At 61.6% G+C, this 15,010-nt stretch carries 14 protein-coding genes and 2 pseudogenes; 9 read left to right on the forward strand and 7 right to left on the reverse strand.

Annotated elements, in window-relative coordinates; all coding sequences use genetic code 11:
* Positions 1 to 139 precede the first annotated feature (139 nt).
* The 3 genes from IPK66_01335 (at position 140) to IPK66_01345 (ending at position 3,158) form a co-directional block, all read left to right on the forward strand.
* Positions 140 to 1,552 carry a threonine synthase gene (locus IPK66_01335; protein MBK8173976.1) on the forward strand — a complete coding sequence of 471 codons (1,413 nt, stop codon included), beginning with the start codon at positions 140 to 142 and terminating at the stop codon, positions 1,550 to 1,552.
* Complete coding sequence (locus IPK66_01340) at positions 1,549 to 2,835, forward strand: insulinase family protein (protein ID MBK8173977.1); 1,287 nt, start codon at positions 1,549 to 1,551, stop codon at positions 2,833 to 2,835. The genes IPK66_01335 and IPK66_01340 overlap by 4 nt, the downstream gene beginning before the upstream one ends.
* Before the next feature lie 158 nt (positions 2,836 to 2,993).
* The gene (locus IPK66_01345) at positions 2,994 to 3,158 is read left to right on the forward strand and encodes a hypothetical protein (GenBank protein ID MBK8173978.1); all 165 of its coding nucleotides are present in this window, start codon (positions 2,994 to 2,996) and stop codon (positions 3,156 to 3,158) included.
* Between the two features lie 145 nt (positions 3,159 to 3,303).
* Here the strand turns inward: IPK66_01345 and IPK66_01350 are convergent, their stop codons facing one another.
* Positions 3,304 to 3,552, reverse strand: a complete 249-nt coding sequence (locus tag IPK66_01350) for a GlsB/YeaQ/YmgE family stress response membrane protein (protein ID MBK8173979.1) — start codon at positions 3,550 to 3,552, stop codon at positions 3,304 to 3,306.
* A gap of 343 nt (positions 3,553 to 3,895) precedes the next feature.
* On the opposite strand from IPK66_01350, the gene IPK66_01355 reads away from it, so the two are divergent.
* The 3 genes from IPK66_01355 (at position 3,896) to IPK66_01365 (ending at position 7,855) form a co-directional block, all read left to right on the forward strand.
* On the forward strand, positions 3,896 to 4,498 hold the full coding sequence (locus tag IPK66_01355; GenBank protein ID MBK8173980.1) for a protein-tyrosine-phosphatase: 603 nt from the start codon (positions 3,896 to 3,898) through the stop codon (positions 4,496 to 4,498).
* A 358-nt stretch (positions 4,499 to 4,856) separates the two neighbouring features.
* Positions 4,857 to 6,257 carry an adenosylhomocysteinase gene (locus IPK66_01360; protein ID MBK8173981.1) on the forward strand — a complete coding sequence of 467 codons (1,401 nt, stop codon included), beginning with the start codon at positions 4,857 to 4,859 and terminating at the stop codon, positions 6,255 to 6,257.
* Positions 6,258 to 6,523: 266 nt separating this feature from the next.
* Complete coding sequence (locus IPK66_01365; GenBank protein MBK8173982.1) at positions 6,524 to 7,855, forward strand: CCA tRNA nucleotidyltransferase; 1,332 nt, start codon at positions 6,524 to 6,526, stop codon at positions 7,853 to 7,855.
* A gap of 488 nt (positions 7,856 to 8,343) precedes the next feature.
* On the opposite strand, the pseudogene IPK66_01370 reads toward IPK66_01365, so the two are convergent.
* Both IPK66_01370 and IPK66_01375 read right to left on the reverse strand, forming a co-directional pair.
* A pseudogene (locus IPK66_01370) lies at positions 8,344 to 9,650 on the reverse strand (IS66 family transposase).
* 45 nt (positions 9,651 to 9,695) lie between these two features.
* Positions 9,696 to 9,968 carry an IS66 family insertion sequence element accessory protein TnpB gene (locus tag IPK66_01375; GenBank protein MBK8173983.1) on the reverse strand — a complete coding sequence of 91 codons (273 nt, stop codon included), beginning with the start codon at positions 9,966 to 9,968 and terminating at the stop codon, positions 9,696 to 9,698.
* Here IPK66_01375 and IPK66_01380 point away from each other — a divergent pair.
* Positions 9,916 to 11,019: an IS1595 family transposase gene (locus IPK66_01380; protein ID MBK8173984.1), complete on the forward strand. Its 1,104-nt coding sequence runs from the start codon at positions 9,916 to 9,918 to the stop codon at positions 11,017 to 11,019. The two genes, IPK66_01375 and IPK66_01380, sit on opposite strands and share 53 nt — an antisense overlap.
* Here IPK66_01380 and tnpB read toward each other — a convergent pair.
* From tnpB to IPK66_01400, 4 genes and pseudogenes are all read right to left on the reverse strand, one after another.
* Positions 10,947 to 11,249, reverse strand: a pseudogene (tnpB, locus tag IPK66_01385) (IS66 family insertion sequence element accessory protein TnpB). The gene IPK66_01380 and the pseudogene tnpB overlap by 73 nt on opposite strands.
* Positions 11,246 to 11,707, reverse strand: coding sequence for a transposase (locus IPK66_01390; GenBank protein ID MBK8173985.1), 462 nt, complete (start codon positions 11,705 to 11,707; stop codon positions 11,246 to 11,248). Before IPK66_01390 ends, tnpB begins: the two are co-directional and overlap by 4 nt.
* Before the next feature lie 127 nt (positions 11,708 to 11,834).
* Positions 11,835 to 12,140: a transposase gene (locus IPK66_01395; protein ID MBK8173986.1), complete on the reverse strand. Its 306-nt coding sequence runs from the start codon at positions 12,138 to 12,140 to the stop codon at positions 11,835 to 11,837.
* Entirely contained in the window at positions 12,040 to 12,399 is a 360-nt protein-coding gene (locus tag IPK66_01400) for a transposase family protein (GenBank protein MBK8173987.1), read from the reverse strand. The genes IPK66_01395 and IPK66_01400 overlap by 101 nt, the downstream gene beginning before the upstream one ends.
* A 475-nt stretch (positions 12,400 to 12,874) precedes the next feature.
* Here IPK66_01400 and IPK66_01405 point away from each other — a divergent pair, with 475 nt between their 5' ends.
* Together IPK66_01405 and IPK66_01410 are read left to right on the forward strand one after the other, a co-directional pair.
* Positions 12,875 to 14,392, forward strand: a complete 1,518-nt coding sequence (locus IPK66_01405) for a PAS domain S-box protein (GenBank protein MBK8173988.1) — start codon at positions 12,875 to 12,877, stop codon at positions 14,390 to 14,392.
* Between the two features lie 142 nt (positions 14,393 to 14,534).
* Positions 14,535 to 14,990, forward strand: coding sequence for a response regulator (locus IPK66_01410; protein ID MBK8173989.1), 456 nt, complete (start codon positions 14,535 to 14,537; stop codon positions 14,988 to 14,990).
* Positions 14,991 to 15,010 lie beyond the last annotated feature (20 nt).

Raw genomic sequence — 15,010 nt, forward strand, 5'->3', positions numbered from 1 at the left:
GAAGCGCGACAGGGGTTTTCAGCCCGCCTTTGGGGCACGGGCGTTTGTTGGCGCGGTAAATCGCCGTGCGTTGCTTGCTGGGGCGTGCGGATCCGCGCTAAGACCAGCGACGTAATTGATGCATTTGGATTTTGACATCGTGCGCTATGTGAGTACCCGCGGCACGGCCCCCGCTCTTTCCTTCGATGATGTCGTGCTTGCTGGGCTTGCCCAGGACGGCGGCCTTTATGTTCCTGAGACATGGCCGACGCTTTCGCGCGATGCGCTACAGGGCATGCGGCGCCTGTCTTACCCGGAGCGCGCCGCCCGCGTGCTTGCTCTCTTCGCCCAGCCGTCTCTCAGCGAGGACGAGTTGGCGATGCTGTCAGAGGATGCGTACCGAGCCTTTGATGGCTACCCTGACGTGGCGCCATTAAAGCAGATCGGTGCCGATGAATGGCTGCTCGAGCTGTTTCATGGCCCCACGCTTGCCTTCAAGGATTTTGCCCTCCAGGTGTTGGGTCGCCTGTTCGACCTCGTGCTGTCGCGCCGCGGAGAGCGGATCACCATCGTCGGGGCAACCTCGGGAGATACCGGATCGGCGGCGATCGAAGCCTGTCGAGACCGGGATTCGCTCGATATCTTCATTCTGCACCCGAAGGATCGGGTTTCGGACGTGCAACGCCGGCAGATGACGACAGTTGAATCACCGAACGTGCATAACATCGCCATCGAGGGCACGTTCGACGACTGCCAGGATCTGGTCAAGGCGCTATTCAACGACGCGGAATTCCGTCGCCGCCACCGTCTCGCCGCGGTCAATTCGATAAACTGGGCGCGGATCGCAGCGCAGATCGTCTATTACGTTCACGCCGTGCTGGACCTGAACGCGGGCGAGCATCCCGTCGCGTTCGCGGTACCGACGGGAAATTTCGGCAACGTGTTTGCGGCTTACAGCGCGGCTCGCATGGGACTGCCGATCGAGCAGCTTATCATCGGATCGAACCGCAACGACATCCTGCCACGGTTCTTCGCGACCGGGCGGATGGAAATCGGCGACGTCTTCCCCACTTTAAGTCCCAGCATGGACATCCAGATTTCCAGCAATTTTGAACGCTTCTTGTTTGAGGTCCTCGATCGCAACGGGGCCTCGGTTGTGGAGCGGATGGATAGCTTGCGCGCGCAGCGCGGGTTCGAGGTTGATGCCGCTCAGTTCGCCCGCGCGTGCTCGAGTTTCGTCGCTGCGCGCTTCGACGACGCGCAGACGAAGGAAACGATGCGCGTCCTCTTCGAGGAAACAGGCGAGCTTCTCGATCCGCACACCGCCATCGGCGTCGCTGCCGGGCGATCTTGGCGGCGCCCGGACGGAGTGCCCCTGGTATCGGTGGCGACGGCGCATCCGGCAAAGTTTCCCGATGCCGTTCAGGCGGCGACGGGGGTGCGCCCGACCCTACCAAAACGACTCGCTGATTTGATGCGACGAGACGAGCATTACAGCGTGCTGCCGGCCGACGTGGATGCCTTGCGTCAGACGATCGCGGCAAAAGCAACCACAAAAGGAGCAACGGCATGACGGGCATCCGCGTCTCGACCCTTAAGAACGGCCTTCGTGTCGCCAGCGATGCGATGGATTCGGTTGAAACGATCTCCGTTGGCGTTTGGATCGAGGCGGGCAGCCGCTATGAGTCGTCAAGCATCTCCGGCATCTCGCATTTTTTGGAACACATGGTGTTCAAGGGAACACGGCGGCGCAACGCCCGCGCCATTGCGGAAGAAATCGAGGCGGTCGGCGGCCATCTCAACGCGCATACATCGCGTGAGTACACGGCGTTCTACGCCAAGATCCTGAAAGAGAACCTATCGCTCGCCATCGATATCATCGCCGATATTCTGCAGGACGCAACGCTCGACAACGGCGAGCTTGGCCGAGAGCGGACGGTGATCTTGCAGGAGATCATGCAGGCGCAGGACACGCCCGACGATATTATCTTCGACCGCTTCCAGGAAACCGCCTTTCCCCAGCAGGCGCTCGGCCGGCCGGTGCTTGGCTCGCCCGACCGCATCGAAGCGATGACCCGCGACGTTCTGCAAGGCTATATGCGGGAGCATTATGGCGCGCCGCGGATGATCCTGTCGGCCGCCGGCCGGGTCGATCACGATACCTTGGTGGCGCTGGCGGAAAAGGCGTTCGATCGCCTACCGCATGCGGTCGGCGCCGAGCGTGAGCCCGCGCGTTATCGCGGCGGGGACTATCGCGAGGAACGCGACCTGGAGCAGGTGCACATTGTCCTTGGATTCGAGGGGCTTAATTATCGCGATCCCGATTATTACGCGCTGTCCGTACTGTCGACGCTGCTCGGCGGCGGGATGTCGTCGCGGCTGTTTCAGGAGGCTCGGGAGAAGCGAGGTCTCGTCTACAGCATCTACTCGTTTCCCTCCTCTTACAGCGATACGGGCGTGTTCGGGATCTATGCCGGCACCGGCGAGGAGGAGGCCGAAAAACTTCTCCCGCTTGTCTGCGAGGAACTCGGAAAACTTGCGAAGGAGATCGGCGAGGCCGAGATCGACCGGGCGCGGGCACAACTGCGGGCAGGGATGCTCATGTCGCTGGAGAGCACGTCGGCCCGTTGCGAACAGCTGGCACGGCAACTGATGGTTTTCGGGCGATCCGTTCCCATTGCGGAGAGTGTCGAACGAATTGCCGCAGTCGACCGCTCGGCTGTCGTGCGCACCGCGGAGCGAATTCTCGTCTCCCCGCCGACTCTCGCCACAATTGGTCCCATCAAGCGGCTTGCTGCGTATTCCGAACTGACCTCGTGGCTGGCTCAGCCAGTTACGGCCGCCCTAAACGGGTAATTAACGGCCCGAATGTGACCCAGATCATAAATCTTCGTCTTAGTCTTTCATAAAGTATTTCGCGTTAGACTCGCGACTGTAACTCGAATGGGTCGCGCCGCTCGTCGCTCCCGGATATCGGGAGACCTCAAAGAGGCTCCGCGACAGGGGAAACAGTCATGGCAACCTTGGTCGACATGCAACGCGTTGTTTTCCGGCACGATTGGTGCGATCTCGCAGAGTGGGTTCGTGCCCTCGACGAACTCGCCGACCTTACGGACAGTGAAATTGAATCGTTGGTGCCATCCAGTGCCATCTTGAAACGCGTTCGTGACGCGGCATAGCGCGATCATCGCCACGCCTCACCTCCGGTAGCTGGCCGAGCGACCAAGCGAAGTCCGACACCGGCGATGTCGGCGGAGCTTTTTGCGAGGTGATCCGCGACGAAGGGGCTGCGGCCGCAGCGCGCCAGCCCCCCGCCGCATTGGCTTATTTGCGAATCATCCGGTAGCCGAACAGCAGCAGCAGTGAGCCGAGCACGGCGACAAAAAAGCTGCCAAGATTGAATCCGTCAACGCCGCCAAAGCCAAGTGACGTGGCGATGAAGCCGCCAATCAGCGCTCCGGCGACGCCAACCAAGATTGTCACAATGAAACCACCCGGGTCCTTGCCCGGCATGATCATTTTTGCGACGAGTCCCGCCAGCAGGCCAAACACGATCCAAGTCAGTATTCCCATTGATCCCTCTCCCACATGATTTCGCTTTGCCCGCCCGCATGGGACGAACATCGGCTGTTGTCGCGGGTGCTGGACCCGTTACGGCTTCGAAATTCCTTACGGCCAGCCCAGACGATAAGCTCTGCAACCGCAAACGGTCAGCACCGCCAAAAGGTCCACAACACTGTTGCGTTAAATTCACACTTGCCCCGGGTTTCGCCTGAGGTTCGGTCGTGCGTGCCTGTCCGCCGGGCATGAACACCACACTCAGGCCCGTTCCCGCTCGCGAGGTGGAGAATACGATTGATCTTCCCCGGTGGCGCATTCAGGGTGAACCGGCCTCGATCGATTCGATGGGGACATCATGAATACCGAGATCACGAATCCGCGCATCTCGCATCCGTTGCTGCCCTACTCGATCACCATTTGTGGCTTGTCCGAGTTGAGATTGCACGCGGATGCGGGGGTCAGCCATGTCATCTCGATCCTTGATCCGGCGTGGCCGGACCCGCAGGACTTCCACAACTATGGCGCACACACGCGGGTCCTCTGGCGGTTTGACGATGTTGTCAACGCGATCCGCGGCTACAGCGAACCGCAGCGGACGCACGTGGAGGCGATCCTTGAACTCGGCGACACGCTGCAGCGCGAGCCGGTAACCAAATTGCTGATTCACTGCCATGCGGGCGTCTCTCGCTCGACCGCGACCGCGATCATCCTCATGACACAGCGGAACCCGGGACGTGAACAGGAGGCTTTCGATGAGCTCGTTCGTCTACGTCCCCGAAGCTGGCCGAACGCCCTCATGCTGCGGCATGCCGACGAACTGCTGAGGCGCGAGGGAGCGCTGATCGCCGCGCTTCGCAGACATCAGGCGCAAATCGCCCGGCATCATCCCGAATTCGCCGAACTGCTCGTGCGATGTGGCCGCGCCCACGAGATCGCGGCGCTGGACGACCGCTGGTAGGGGGCGGAAGCGACGGCCACCTGTCCCGCGTTCCCACCATCGGACCACCCTGGCGCGCCGCGAGGATGAGGGCCTCACTTGGGATACATGCGGGTCAAGCCGGGGATAATTTGTCCTGTTGTCCCCGGGACGTGAGTGGTATGGCTCATGCTGAGCCGGGCATGTGTTGCAAATCTGGCTCAGTTCGTAGGGGATCACCGGTGGCGTTTCGAGTAAACAGGCGCCTTGCGCGCGCGGCCAAGCCGATGGCAAGGCGGGTTTTACACGAGCGGACCACCGCCAGTCTTCCGACGGCGAGCGCGTTCCTCTGGATCAGATACGCCCGATCGCGTGTTGGAACCGACCAATGAGAGGCAGGATGACCCGTATTGCCGACTGTATCGTCAAGGACATGGCTCTGGCAGAATGGGGCCGCAAGGAAATCGAGATCGCTGAAACCGAGATGCCGGGCCTGATGGCGTGCCGGCACGAATTCGGCGAGCAGAAGCCCCTGGCGGGCGCGCGCATTGCCGGCTCCCTGCACATGACCATTCAGACGGCGGTCCTGATTGAAACGCTCCAGGCGTTGGGCGCCGAAGTTCGCTGGGCGTCGTGCAATATCTTTTCGACTCAGGATCACGCGGCGGCGGCGATCGCGGCACGCGGCACGCCGGTTTTCGCTGTCAAGGGCGAGACGCTGGAGGAATACTGGGATTACGCTGATCGTATCTTTCACTGGCCGGATGGCGAGACGGCAAACCTGATCCTCGACGACGGTGGGGACGCAACCTTGTACATTCTCCTCGGCGCCCGTGCCGAGGCTGGCGAAGTTTCTCTCGATGATCCGCATTCGGAGGAGGAGGGGTGCCTTTACCGCCAGATCCGCACGCGCATGGCCGCCTCGCCAGGCTGGTTCGCCAACATGAGAGACACCATCCGCGGCGTCAGCGAGGAAACAACAACCGGAGTCGCCCGCCTCTATCAGCTTAAGGCGCAAGGACTGCTGCCGTTTCCGGCGATCAATGTCAATGACTCGGTCACCAAGTCGAAGTTTGACAACAAGTACGGCTGCCGGGAAAGCCTGGTTGACGGGATCCGCAGAGCGACGGACGTAATGATGGCTGGAAAGATCGCCATCGTCTGTGGCTATGGTGATGTCGGGAAGGGCTCGGCGCAGTCGCTCCGTGGGGCTGGCGCCCGTGTGCAGGTAACGGAGATTGATCCGATCTGTGCGCTGCAGGCGGTGATGGACGGCTTCGAAGTCGTTACTCTCGATGAAGCCGCGCCAAAGGCCGACATCGTCATTACCGCGACCGGCAATCGCGACGTTGTCACCCTCGATCACATGCGCCACTTCAAGGACATGACCATCGTCGGCAACATTGGCCACTTCGATAACGAGATCCAGGTCGCGGCGCTGAAGAATCTTCGCTGGACCAACGTCAAACCCCAGGTCGACCTGATTGAGTTCCCGGACGGCAAGCGCATCATCCTGCTGTCCGAAGGCCGCCTGCTCAACCTTGGCAACGCCACAGGTCATCCGAGCTTCGTGATGTCTGCCAGTTTCACCAATCAGGTTCTCGCGCAGATCGAACTGTGGACCAAGGGCGCGCAGTACGGCAAGGATGTCTATGTGCTGCCGAAGCATCTCGATGAGCGGGTGGCCGTTCTTCATCTGGAAAAGCTCGGCGTGCGGCTGACGCAGCTTCGCCCGGAACAGGCGGCCTACATCGGTGTTCCGCTGACCGGCCCGTTCAAGTCCGAGCATTATCGTTACTAACGTTTGAGGCGCCGGCGACTCTTTGTCAGCCGGCGCCTCACTCCCGCCGTTCAGGGCGGCGCGGCGGGCCGTTTGTGGAAAAGCCACACTGCGGGCAACGACACGCAGTGTGAACACCCGCGCTGCGACTTTGACGCGTGAACCGCATTTATATTACACTTGGGAAGACGAGCGGCACGGCGCGCGGCTGAGACGATCACGGCGCCGGGATTGATGTGGCGGCGATCCGCGTCAAGTGATCCGCACCGGCCAGCCAGGGTAGGCTCATGATCGGACGGCCCACCGATGATGCGAAGGCGGAACGGCAAGCGCGAATATTGCCGCCGGCGCCGCTCGGAAAACTGCCCCCCCAGCCGTGGATGGAAGCCGCGGAGACCCAGCAGGTGTTGCGGGCATTGGCCGCTGACGGGGCGGAGGTGCGGTTCATCGGCGGGTGCGTGCGCGATGCGATCCTCAAGCGCCCGGTGCATGACATCGACCTGGCTTTGGCACGGCGGCCGGATCAGGTCGTCTCGCTGCTCCAGCGAGCGGGGATCAAGGCTGTCCCGACCGGAATTGATCACGGCACGGTCACGGCATTGCTGGGCGCCATGCAATTCGAGATCACCAGCCTGCGCGTCGATGTCGAGAGCTTCGGCCGCCGTGCCCGGATCGCTTACACCGACGACTGGATTGCCGATGCTGCCCGTCGCGACTTTACCTTCAATGCGCTTTCGAGCACGCCAAACGGGGACATCTACGATTATTTCGATGGTATGGACGATCTCGCTTACGGGCGCGTGCGGTTCGTCGGCAAGGCTGAGGAACGAATTGGCGAAGATGTTCTGCGTCTGTTGCGGTTCTTCCGCTTCTACGCCTGGTACGGCCGCCCGCCGATTGATCAAGGCGCGCTCATCGCCTGCCGCGATGGAGCGGAAAAGATCAGCATGTTGTCTGGAGAACGGGTGCGCGGCGAGGTATTTCGCACACTGATGGCGCCTGATCCCGGCGATGTTTTCGACCTGATGCGCACATGGCGAGTGCTCGAGCATGTTCTGCCAGAAGCGAAGGATACCGCACGGCTGAAGATGCTGAGCTGGCTCGATACCCGGGCGATCCGCCTCGAAAGCGTCACCGCCGATCCGTTGCGCCGTCTTGGCGCACTGATCACGCAGGACAAATTCGCGGCGACGCGCATTGCGGATCGGCTAAAACTGTCCAATCGGCAGCGCGAGCGGCTCAGCGTGATGATGAGCGAGCCGGGCGCGGTCAATCCCGACGCCGATGCCGATACGATTGCCCGGGCGCTCTACCGCCTTGGCGCGGAGGCGGCGCGAGACCAAGCCTTGCTTTCCTGGGCGGGGGAGCTTTGTGAGACGCCGCGCGCGCCCCAAGGACGGAATGCCCGCTGGATTGACCTGCTGCAACGGATTGATTCGTGGCAGCCGGTCGCCTTTCCGCTCAAGGGACGCGACGCCCAGGCTCTGGGCCTGGCCGCCGGGCCGGGCATGGGGGCGTTGCTCAAAGAGGTGCAGGCGTGGTGGGAGAACGACGGTTGCCGTGCCGGATACGACGCCTGTCTTGAACACCTGGGCACGCTGATCCGGGCCAGACAGTAGACGCGGATCGCTCCCGGTTCACAGCAACACAGGATTTCTCGGGCTCTGTCAGTTGTTCGGGTGAACCCCGCTCAGGGATGGGTGGACGCTGACGTCGGCGGTATTGAGCGGGTTGCGCCGCCAAGGGGGCATCTGCGACCTCGGCCCAGGACGCACACACCAGGGTTTAAGTAACTCGGTATTCGACAGCGGGGCGGTGATCGCGGAGGAGGGGGAAGAGGTTGGCGATCGGATCGTGGACGGCAAGGAAGCGTCGGCCATGTTGGGATGACTTGAACCGCTTCATCTGTCGTTCTCGCCGGCACAGTACCAGGACATCGAGCGCGAAGCCGTCTCGATCAACCACACGCCAGAGATAAGGGTGCTTTCCGGCGATGGTGACTGAAGTGGACCCCTTTGGTGGAACCACTGGATCGTCGTTCCTGATGTACCCATCCGGCGAGGGCCGCGGCTGGAGTGGGTTGCCGGACCGGCGCAGTTGTGAGCGGCTATGCGGCGGTGCTGATTGGCTCTGGTGCCTGCCAGTTCCAGGGCAGCAGCTCGTGGATGCGGCTGGTGGGGTGGCCGGGAAGGCGGGCGAGGACGGAGGCCAACCAGGCGCGGGGATCGATGCCGTTCAGCTTCGCCGTCTCGATCAGGGTGTACATGGCCGCGGCACGGCAGCCGCCTTCGTTGGAGCCGGCGAAGGTCCAATTCCGTCTGCCGACGGCGATGCCACGCAACGCGCGTTCCGCGGCGTTGTTCGAGAGGCAACCCCTGCCGTCGTCGAGGAAGCGGGTGAAGGCGGTCCAGCGCTTCAGCAGGTAGTCGATGGCTTTTGCCGTCTTCGACTTCGCCGACAGCCTCGCGTTCTGGTCGCGGAGCCAGGCTTCGAGGTCGAGGATCAGCGGGCGGGATCGCTGGTTGCGGACGGCCAGACGCTGCTCGGCCGAGGCGCCGTTGATCTCGCGCTCGATCGCGAACAGCGCGTCGATCCGCTTGACCGCCTCGATGGCGATCGGCCCCTGCTGCAGCTCCGCCAGCTCAAAGAAGCCGCGGCGGCCATGTGCCCAACAGCCGGCCTCGGTGATCGGGCCAGGCCGGCGATCGGTCTTGTACAGCCGGCCGAAGCCGGAGAAGGCGTCCGCCTGCATGATACCGGTCCAGCCCGCGAGGAAGCGTTCGGCGTGCACGCCGCTGCGGTCGGGCGAATAAAAGAAGACGGCGGCCGGCGGGCCTGTTCCGTCCAGGTGGGGACCGCCGAACGGCCGGTCGTCGCGGACGACGGTCCACAGCCGGCCTTCCCGCGTCTTGCCCTTCGCCAGCACCGGCACCGGCGTTTCGTCGGCGTGGATGCGGGCGGCGGCGCGGACATGCGCCTCGATCGCCGCGGTCAGCGGCTGCAGGGACACGTCGCCGGCGCGGGATACACGACGCGGGTGCGCGGCAAGTGTTCCGGCAACGCACGGCGCGCCGGCTTGCGTGGCGTCGCGGCGCTGCGCGCCGGGGTCGGGCTGCGCTCCGCCGCCCGCAGTTCGACCGCGGCGTCGGCCTGGGCGACGGTCTCCTGCAATTCGGTCAGCGCCAGCTCCAGCTGCTCCAGCCGGGCGCTGCGCTCGGACGAGGAACCGAACCGCTGCCGGCGCAGCCGGGCGATCTCCAGCTTGAGGCGCTCGATCTCCAGGTCGAGAACCCGCTTCGTCTGCTTCGCGATCGCCGCTTCGGCCTCGGCAGCACACCGGGCCGCGCGCTCGGCGAGGATCATCGCGTGCGCTTCGGCGAGGTCGGCGGGCAGCGGCTCGGGCGTCGTCATCACGACTCGTAACTGAATCAGATTCGCACACCTTTGTAAGCTGTTATCTCATCCGGCGGCGATCGGACGCCAGGTTCGCCGCGGCATCCTCCAGTCTATGCCCTCGAGCAGATACGCGAGCTGCGCCGGCGTGATCGTCACCGTTCCATCGGCCGCCGACGGCCACAGAAACCGACCGCCGCGTTTACAAACAAAACGCAGCAAAATCGTTGAACAAAGCTGCTTTCTGGCTGATTCTAGTGACGTTCGGGATAGTCGGGTGGTGGCGATGTCAGATTTGGTTCGATCGACGCTGGCTGGGATCAGGACGGTCGATGACATGGTGCGAGCGTTCAGCGACGAGGAGCGCTGCCGCCGCCTGATGGAAAGCATGATCTGGCCGACCGGGCGGGTCTGTCCGGCGTGTGGATACCGACGTTCGATCGCGCTCGCCGGGCGGGATATGGGGAATTGGCGGGCGAGACCCGGTCTCTACCAGTGCTCGAACGGCAGTTGCCGGTTCCAGTTCACGGTGACGACACGAACGCCGCTGCACTCTACCAAGCTGCCGCTCGCCACTTGGTTGAAGGCGCTGTGGCTGACCCTGCAATCCGATAAGGGGCTGTCGTCGGTGCGCCTGGCCGAGGCCCTCGGCGTGAGCCAACCCACGGCTTGGCGCATGGGGCACGCCCTGCGGCTGATGATGGCGCGCGAGACCCAGCTGGAGGGAACGGTCGAGATCGACGAATTTTATCTTGGCGGCCGTCCGCGCAAACAGCGGGACACACCGCCGGTCGGCCGTGGCCGGAAAGGCCAGAAGCGGACGACCAAGGCGTGCGTCCTCGCGGTGGTCGAACGACCGCGTGACGCGGAGATCGGGACGGTCGCGGGTGGCGCACGGGCCTCGGTGGTGGTCGACCTCTCTGCCGTCGAGACCGAACGAGTCCTCGAGAAGGAGGTCGACGTGGCCGCGACCCATCTGATGAGCGATGCGTGGAGCACCTTTGCCGCCGTCGGCCAGAGCTTCGCAGCGCACGATACGGTTCAGCATGCCAAGCGCGAATATGCGCGCGGCACGGTCCACGCCAATTCCGTCGAGGGGTTCAATTCCCGCGTCCGCCGTACCGTCGCCGGCGTGTTCCATCATATCAGTCCGGAGCACGCCGACCTCTACTTCCACGAGATGGGCTTCCGGTGGTCACAGCGCGTCGTCGCGGGCCAGACCACCCGCCGGTCACCCCGTGGACGGGAGCACGTTCGAACCCTCTGGGACCGCATCCCGCCTGCTATGCAACTCGTTGCGGTCCTCAGAACCGCCGTCGGCCGCCAACTCCGCCGAACCCGCAACGGCAGCATCTCGATCAAATCGCCAATCGCTGCGTTTTGCTTATAAACGCGCCGACCGCGTTCGAGACGTTTGGCGAACAGGCACAGGCCCTGGCCGTCGTGCCAAAGGATCTTCAAAAGGTCACCGCGTCTTCCGCGGAAGACGAACAAATGACCACAGTGCGGGTCCTGCTTCAGCCTTTCCTGCACCTGCAGCGCCAGCCCATCGAAGCCGCGCCGCATGTCGGTGTGTCCGGTCGCCAGCCACACCCGGGCGCCGGTCGGAACGGCAATCATCGCCGATCCAGCACGTCCAGAACCCGCCGCAGCGCCTCGGCGTCGAAATCGCCAACCACGCGGACACAGCGACCCGCGCCGAGTTCGATCTCGATCACCCCCGACCGACCTTGCCCAGGCTTCGCGGGCGGCATCATCGCCGGCACACCCGCAGCCCTGCCCGCAGGCCCCGCCGCGACGGCCTCCGTCGCCGCCACCTCGTTCGCGGCCGCGTCTTCCGCGACCTCGACGGCGACGAACGATGGCAATTCCGAAGCACCGGGGATGTCGATCACGACCAGCGCCGCCAGACGCCGCCATTTGAACACCTGTGCCGGCAGCAGCCCATGCCGCCGCGCCACCGCCGAGATCACCACTCCCGGCGCCGACGCCTCCGCCAGAACCGCAAGCTTCTGCCCGAGCGAGAACCGACGCCGCCGCTCGACCCGTCCCAGTACCTCACCCTGACGATAAGACATCGATCTTGCGCTGCCGCTAGCTCCAAATCCGAGCCAAATGCCGCACAAAATCCCGCCTCACCACAAGGCGGCCATCACCGGATGCGTACTTCCTGATTGGAAGGCTGGCCGGCTCTGTTCTTGTCGATCACGCCACGCAAGGCGTTTGTTGCTGTTGTCGCGGTGGGCATGTGGGCGACGCGGCAGCGTCGTCCAAGCGCAGCGTCATGTCCACGGCGTTGCCGGGCAGGGAGCCGTGGATGCCATCGCGCCACACCGCCATCGGGGTCCGGCCGGCCAGCGCCCGATGCGGCCGGCGGGTGTTGTAGAAGCCGATCCACGCGGCGATCCCGTCACGTGCATCGCGGCCGTCGGCGTAGCCCTTCAGATAGACGTCCTCGTCCTTCAGCGACCGCCACAGCCGTTCGATGAAGACGTTGCATCCATCGGCCATCCATCGAGATCCGAATGTCGGCGCTCGCCAGCCGGCCGGTGAAGGCGGCGCTGATGAACTGGCTGCCCTGGTCGGTATTGAAGATCTCGGGCCGGCCGAAGCGCGCCAGCGCCTCGTCGAGGGCGTCGACGCAGAACGCGCCGTCCATCGTGTTCGACAGCCGCCAGGCCAGTACCGCCCGGCTCGCCCAGTCGATGATCGCCACCAGGTAGAGGAAGCCGCGGCCGATCGGGATGTAGGTGATATCCGCCGCCCACACCTGGTTCGGCCGACATCACCTGGTCGCGCAGCAGATACGGGAAGATCTTGTGCCCCGGCGCCGGCTTGGTCGTCCGCGGCTTCAGCGCCGTATCGAGCTTCCGTCTCGGCTTCTTCATCATCGTCTCTGTCTACCACGACGGAGCCGACCCCGCTCCAATCAAGCCACTGGCCCCAAATTCGGGGTCCGCTTCAGCCCGTCTGCCGGCACGCTTTTTACCGGAAAGGCGCGAAATAAACTTAACATGAGGGATTACAAAGACTGGGATCTTTTAACTCGGGATAAAACATGATAATATTCCTGTCGTTTTGGGAAGATCGACCGCTGGAAGGCGCGGAACGCGCCGGTTGCCAATCATCGAAGAAGGAGAAAGGAGCACCATGCTGATCGTTCGGGACCCCTGGCTTGGCACACGAAGTGCGTCGGGAGCTTGTAGGTCCGATCAGGGTATATTCTTCCGCGGACTCGCAATAACGTGACGCAATCACCCGTATCCGGCGCATTTTCAAAAACGCCCGGCGAAGATCTGTTCAATGTTCTATTGAGCGCTGCGGTCGATGGTATTGTGGTTATCGACGAGCATGGAACAGTGGAGATTTATAGTCAGTCATGTAACAAACTTTTTCAATATACAGCGGATGAAGTTATTGGGAAAAATGTAAAAATACTTATGCCATCACGTTATAGCCAAGAACACGATGGTTATTTACGCCATTATGCTGAGACCGGAGAACGGCGCATAATTGGTATCGGACGCGAGGTTGAAGGGCGGAGGAAGGATGGCACGACCTTTCCGATGTATCTTTCGGTTGGGGAAGGGTCGGTGGCCGGGCGAAAAATTTTCGTCGGCATCATCCGCGATCTGACCCAAGAGAAACTCGATGCCGCTGTTCGTTTCAATACGACCAAGCGGCTTGCCGCGATTGTTGAATCGTCAACCGATGCCATCGTTTCAAAAACGCTCGATGGGATCGTGACCAGTTGGAATGCAAGCGCCGAGCGAATTTTTGGCTACACTGCAGACGAAATTATCGGCGAGACGATCCGGATTCTGGTCCCCGATGATCGGCGCACCGAGATAGACGACGTGATGGCACGGCTTCGCGCAGGGGAAAGCATCGAGCATTTTGAAACTGTACGCCGCCATAAAAATGGCTCGAACATTGACGTATCGACAACACTCTCGCCCATTCGGGATGATAAGGGACGCACTGTCGGTGCCGCCGTCATTACGCGCGATATTACTGAGGAGAAGATCGCGGAGCACGCTCTGCGTGAGCAGGCCGCCAACCTCAAGCGGTCCAACGAGTTATTGACCCAATTTGCCTACGCAGCCTCGCACGATTTGCAAGAGCCACTGCGCGCGGTCGCGGGATCCGTCCAGCTTTTGGAAAAGCGCTATGCCGCGCAGCTGGACGACAGGGCTCGTAAATTCATCCGGCATGCCGTCGAGGGGGCGCAGCGCATGCATCAGATGATAGATGATCTCCTTGCCTTTTCACGTGTACAGCGCGCGCCAAGGGTTCACGGCGCGGTGGATTTAAACACCGCCGTCTCTGCGGCCATGCAGAACCTTGCTCAAGCGATCGCGGATGCCTGTGCGCAGATTCAAGTGCAAACACTTCCCACTGTTCTTGGAAATAAAGAACAAATGGTGATGCTTTTGCAAAATATTTTGGGGAACGCAATTAAGTTTCACCGGGCTGATATTGTTCCGCAAATCCGCGTAAGGGCGGAAGATAAAGGAAATCATTGGGAAATAATTATTGACGATAACGGAATCGGTATTCCTGCTGACCAAACAAAACGCGTGTTTGAATTATTCCAGCGGCTGCACACACGAGAAGAATATTTAGGAACTGGAATTGGTCTTGCCCTGTGCCGGCAAATTGTGCAGTCGCATGGCGGTACGATCGGCGTCAACTCTCAGCCAGGAGAGGGCTCTTCCTTTTTCTTTACCCTTCCATCATTTGCATCTTCGGCCAACAGGTAACTGGGAAAATCGAAAGCCCACGCCTTGCCCGGCGATGTGGTTTGGTTTATATACCTCATTTGAGGGTGCTCGTGTCAGGAGCACAAATCTGGATCCTGCTCCAAAGTTAGCAGCATTGACCCTTTGGTCACTAGGAAAAACGATGGATCCGCGCGGCACAGACGCTAGACCTTTTGAGGTTCTCCTGGTTGAAGACAATGTGACGGATGCAATGATTACATCAGAGGCTCTAGGTGATTGCATAAAACGCAATCATGTAACCCTCTTGGATGATGGCAGTAAGGTTATGCCATATCTGCGTGGCAAAGCGCCTTATAAAGAAAGCATACGTCCAGATTTAATACTTCTTGACCTTAACATGCCAGGAACACGAGGGCATGATGTTTTATGCGAAATCAAGAACGATAAGCAGTTGTGCTCGATTCCAGTCTGCGTATTAACCGCGTCAAAGGCACAATCTGATGTCATGCGTAGCTATCAATTGAACGCAAATTGTTATATTACAAAACCTTTAGACTTCGAAAAATTTTCTGAATCTATGCGGTTAGTGTGCGACTACTGGTTTGAGGTCGCGACACTCCCTCCGATGGTTTCTTAGCTCCGCTCATTCGATCGAAC

This window comes from Rhodospirillales bacterium (genome assembly GCA_016712595.1).
GTDB lineage: Bacteria > Pseudomonadota > Alphaproteobacteria > Rhodospirillales > Defluviicoccaceae > Defluviicoccus.

Coding starts and splice junctions, on each gene's coding strand:
- IPK66_01340 (MBK8173977.1), top strand. CDS start 1,549: ATGACGGGCATCCGCGTCTCGACCCTTAAGAACGGCCTTCGTGTCGCC.
- IPK66_01345 (MBK8173978.1), top strand. CDS start 2,994: ATGGCAACCTTGGTCGACATGCAACGCGTTGTTTTCCGGCACGATTGG.
- IPK66_01350 (MBK8173979.1), bottom strand. CDS start 3,552: ATGGGAATACTGACTTGGATCGTGTTTGGCCTGCTGGCGGGACTCGTC.
- IPK66_01355 (MBK8173980.1), top strand. CDS start 3,896: ATGAATACCGAGATCACGAATCCGCGCATCTCGCATCCGTTGCTGCCC.
- IPK66_01360 (MBK8173981.1), top strand. CDS start 4,857: ATGACCCGTATTGCCGACTGTATCGTCAAGGACATGGCTCTGGCAGAA.
- IPK66_01365 (MBK8173982.1), top strand. CDS start 6,524: ATGATCGGACGGCCCACCGATGATGCGAAGGCGGAACGGCAAGCGCGA.
- IPK66_01380 (MBK8173984.1), top strand. CDS start 9,916: ATGTCAGATTTGGTTCGATCGACGCTGGCTGGGATCAGGACGGTCGAT.
- IPK66_01375 (MBK8173983.1), bottom strand. CDS start 9,968: ATGTCATCGACCGTCCTGATCCCAGCCAGCGTCGATCGAACCAAATCT.
- IPK66_01390 (MBK8173985.1), bottom strand. CDS start 11,707: ATGTCTTATCGTCAGGGTGAGGTACTGGGACGGGTCGAGCGGCGGCGT.
- IPK66_01395 (MBK8173986.1), bottom strand. CDS start 12,140: ATGGCCGATGGATGCAACGTCTTCATCGAACGGCTGTGGCGGTCGCTG.
- IPK66_01410 (MBK8173989.1), top strand. CDS start 14,535: ATGGATCCGCGCGGCACAGACGCTAGACCTTTTGAGGTTCTCCTGGTT.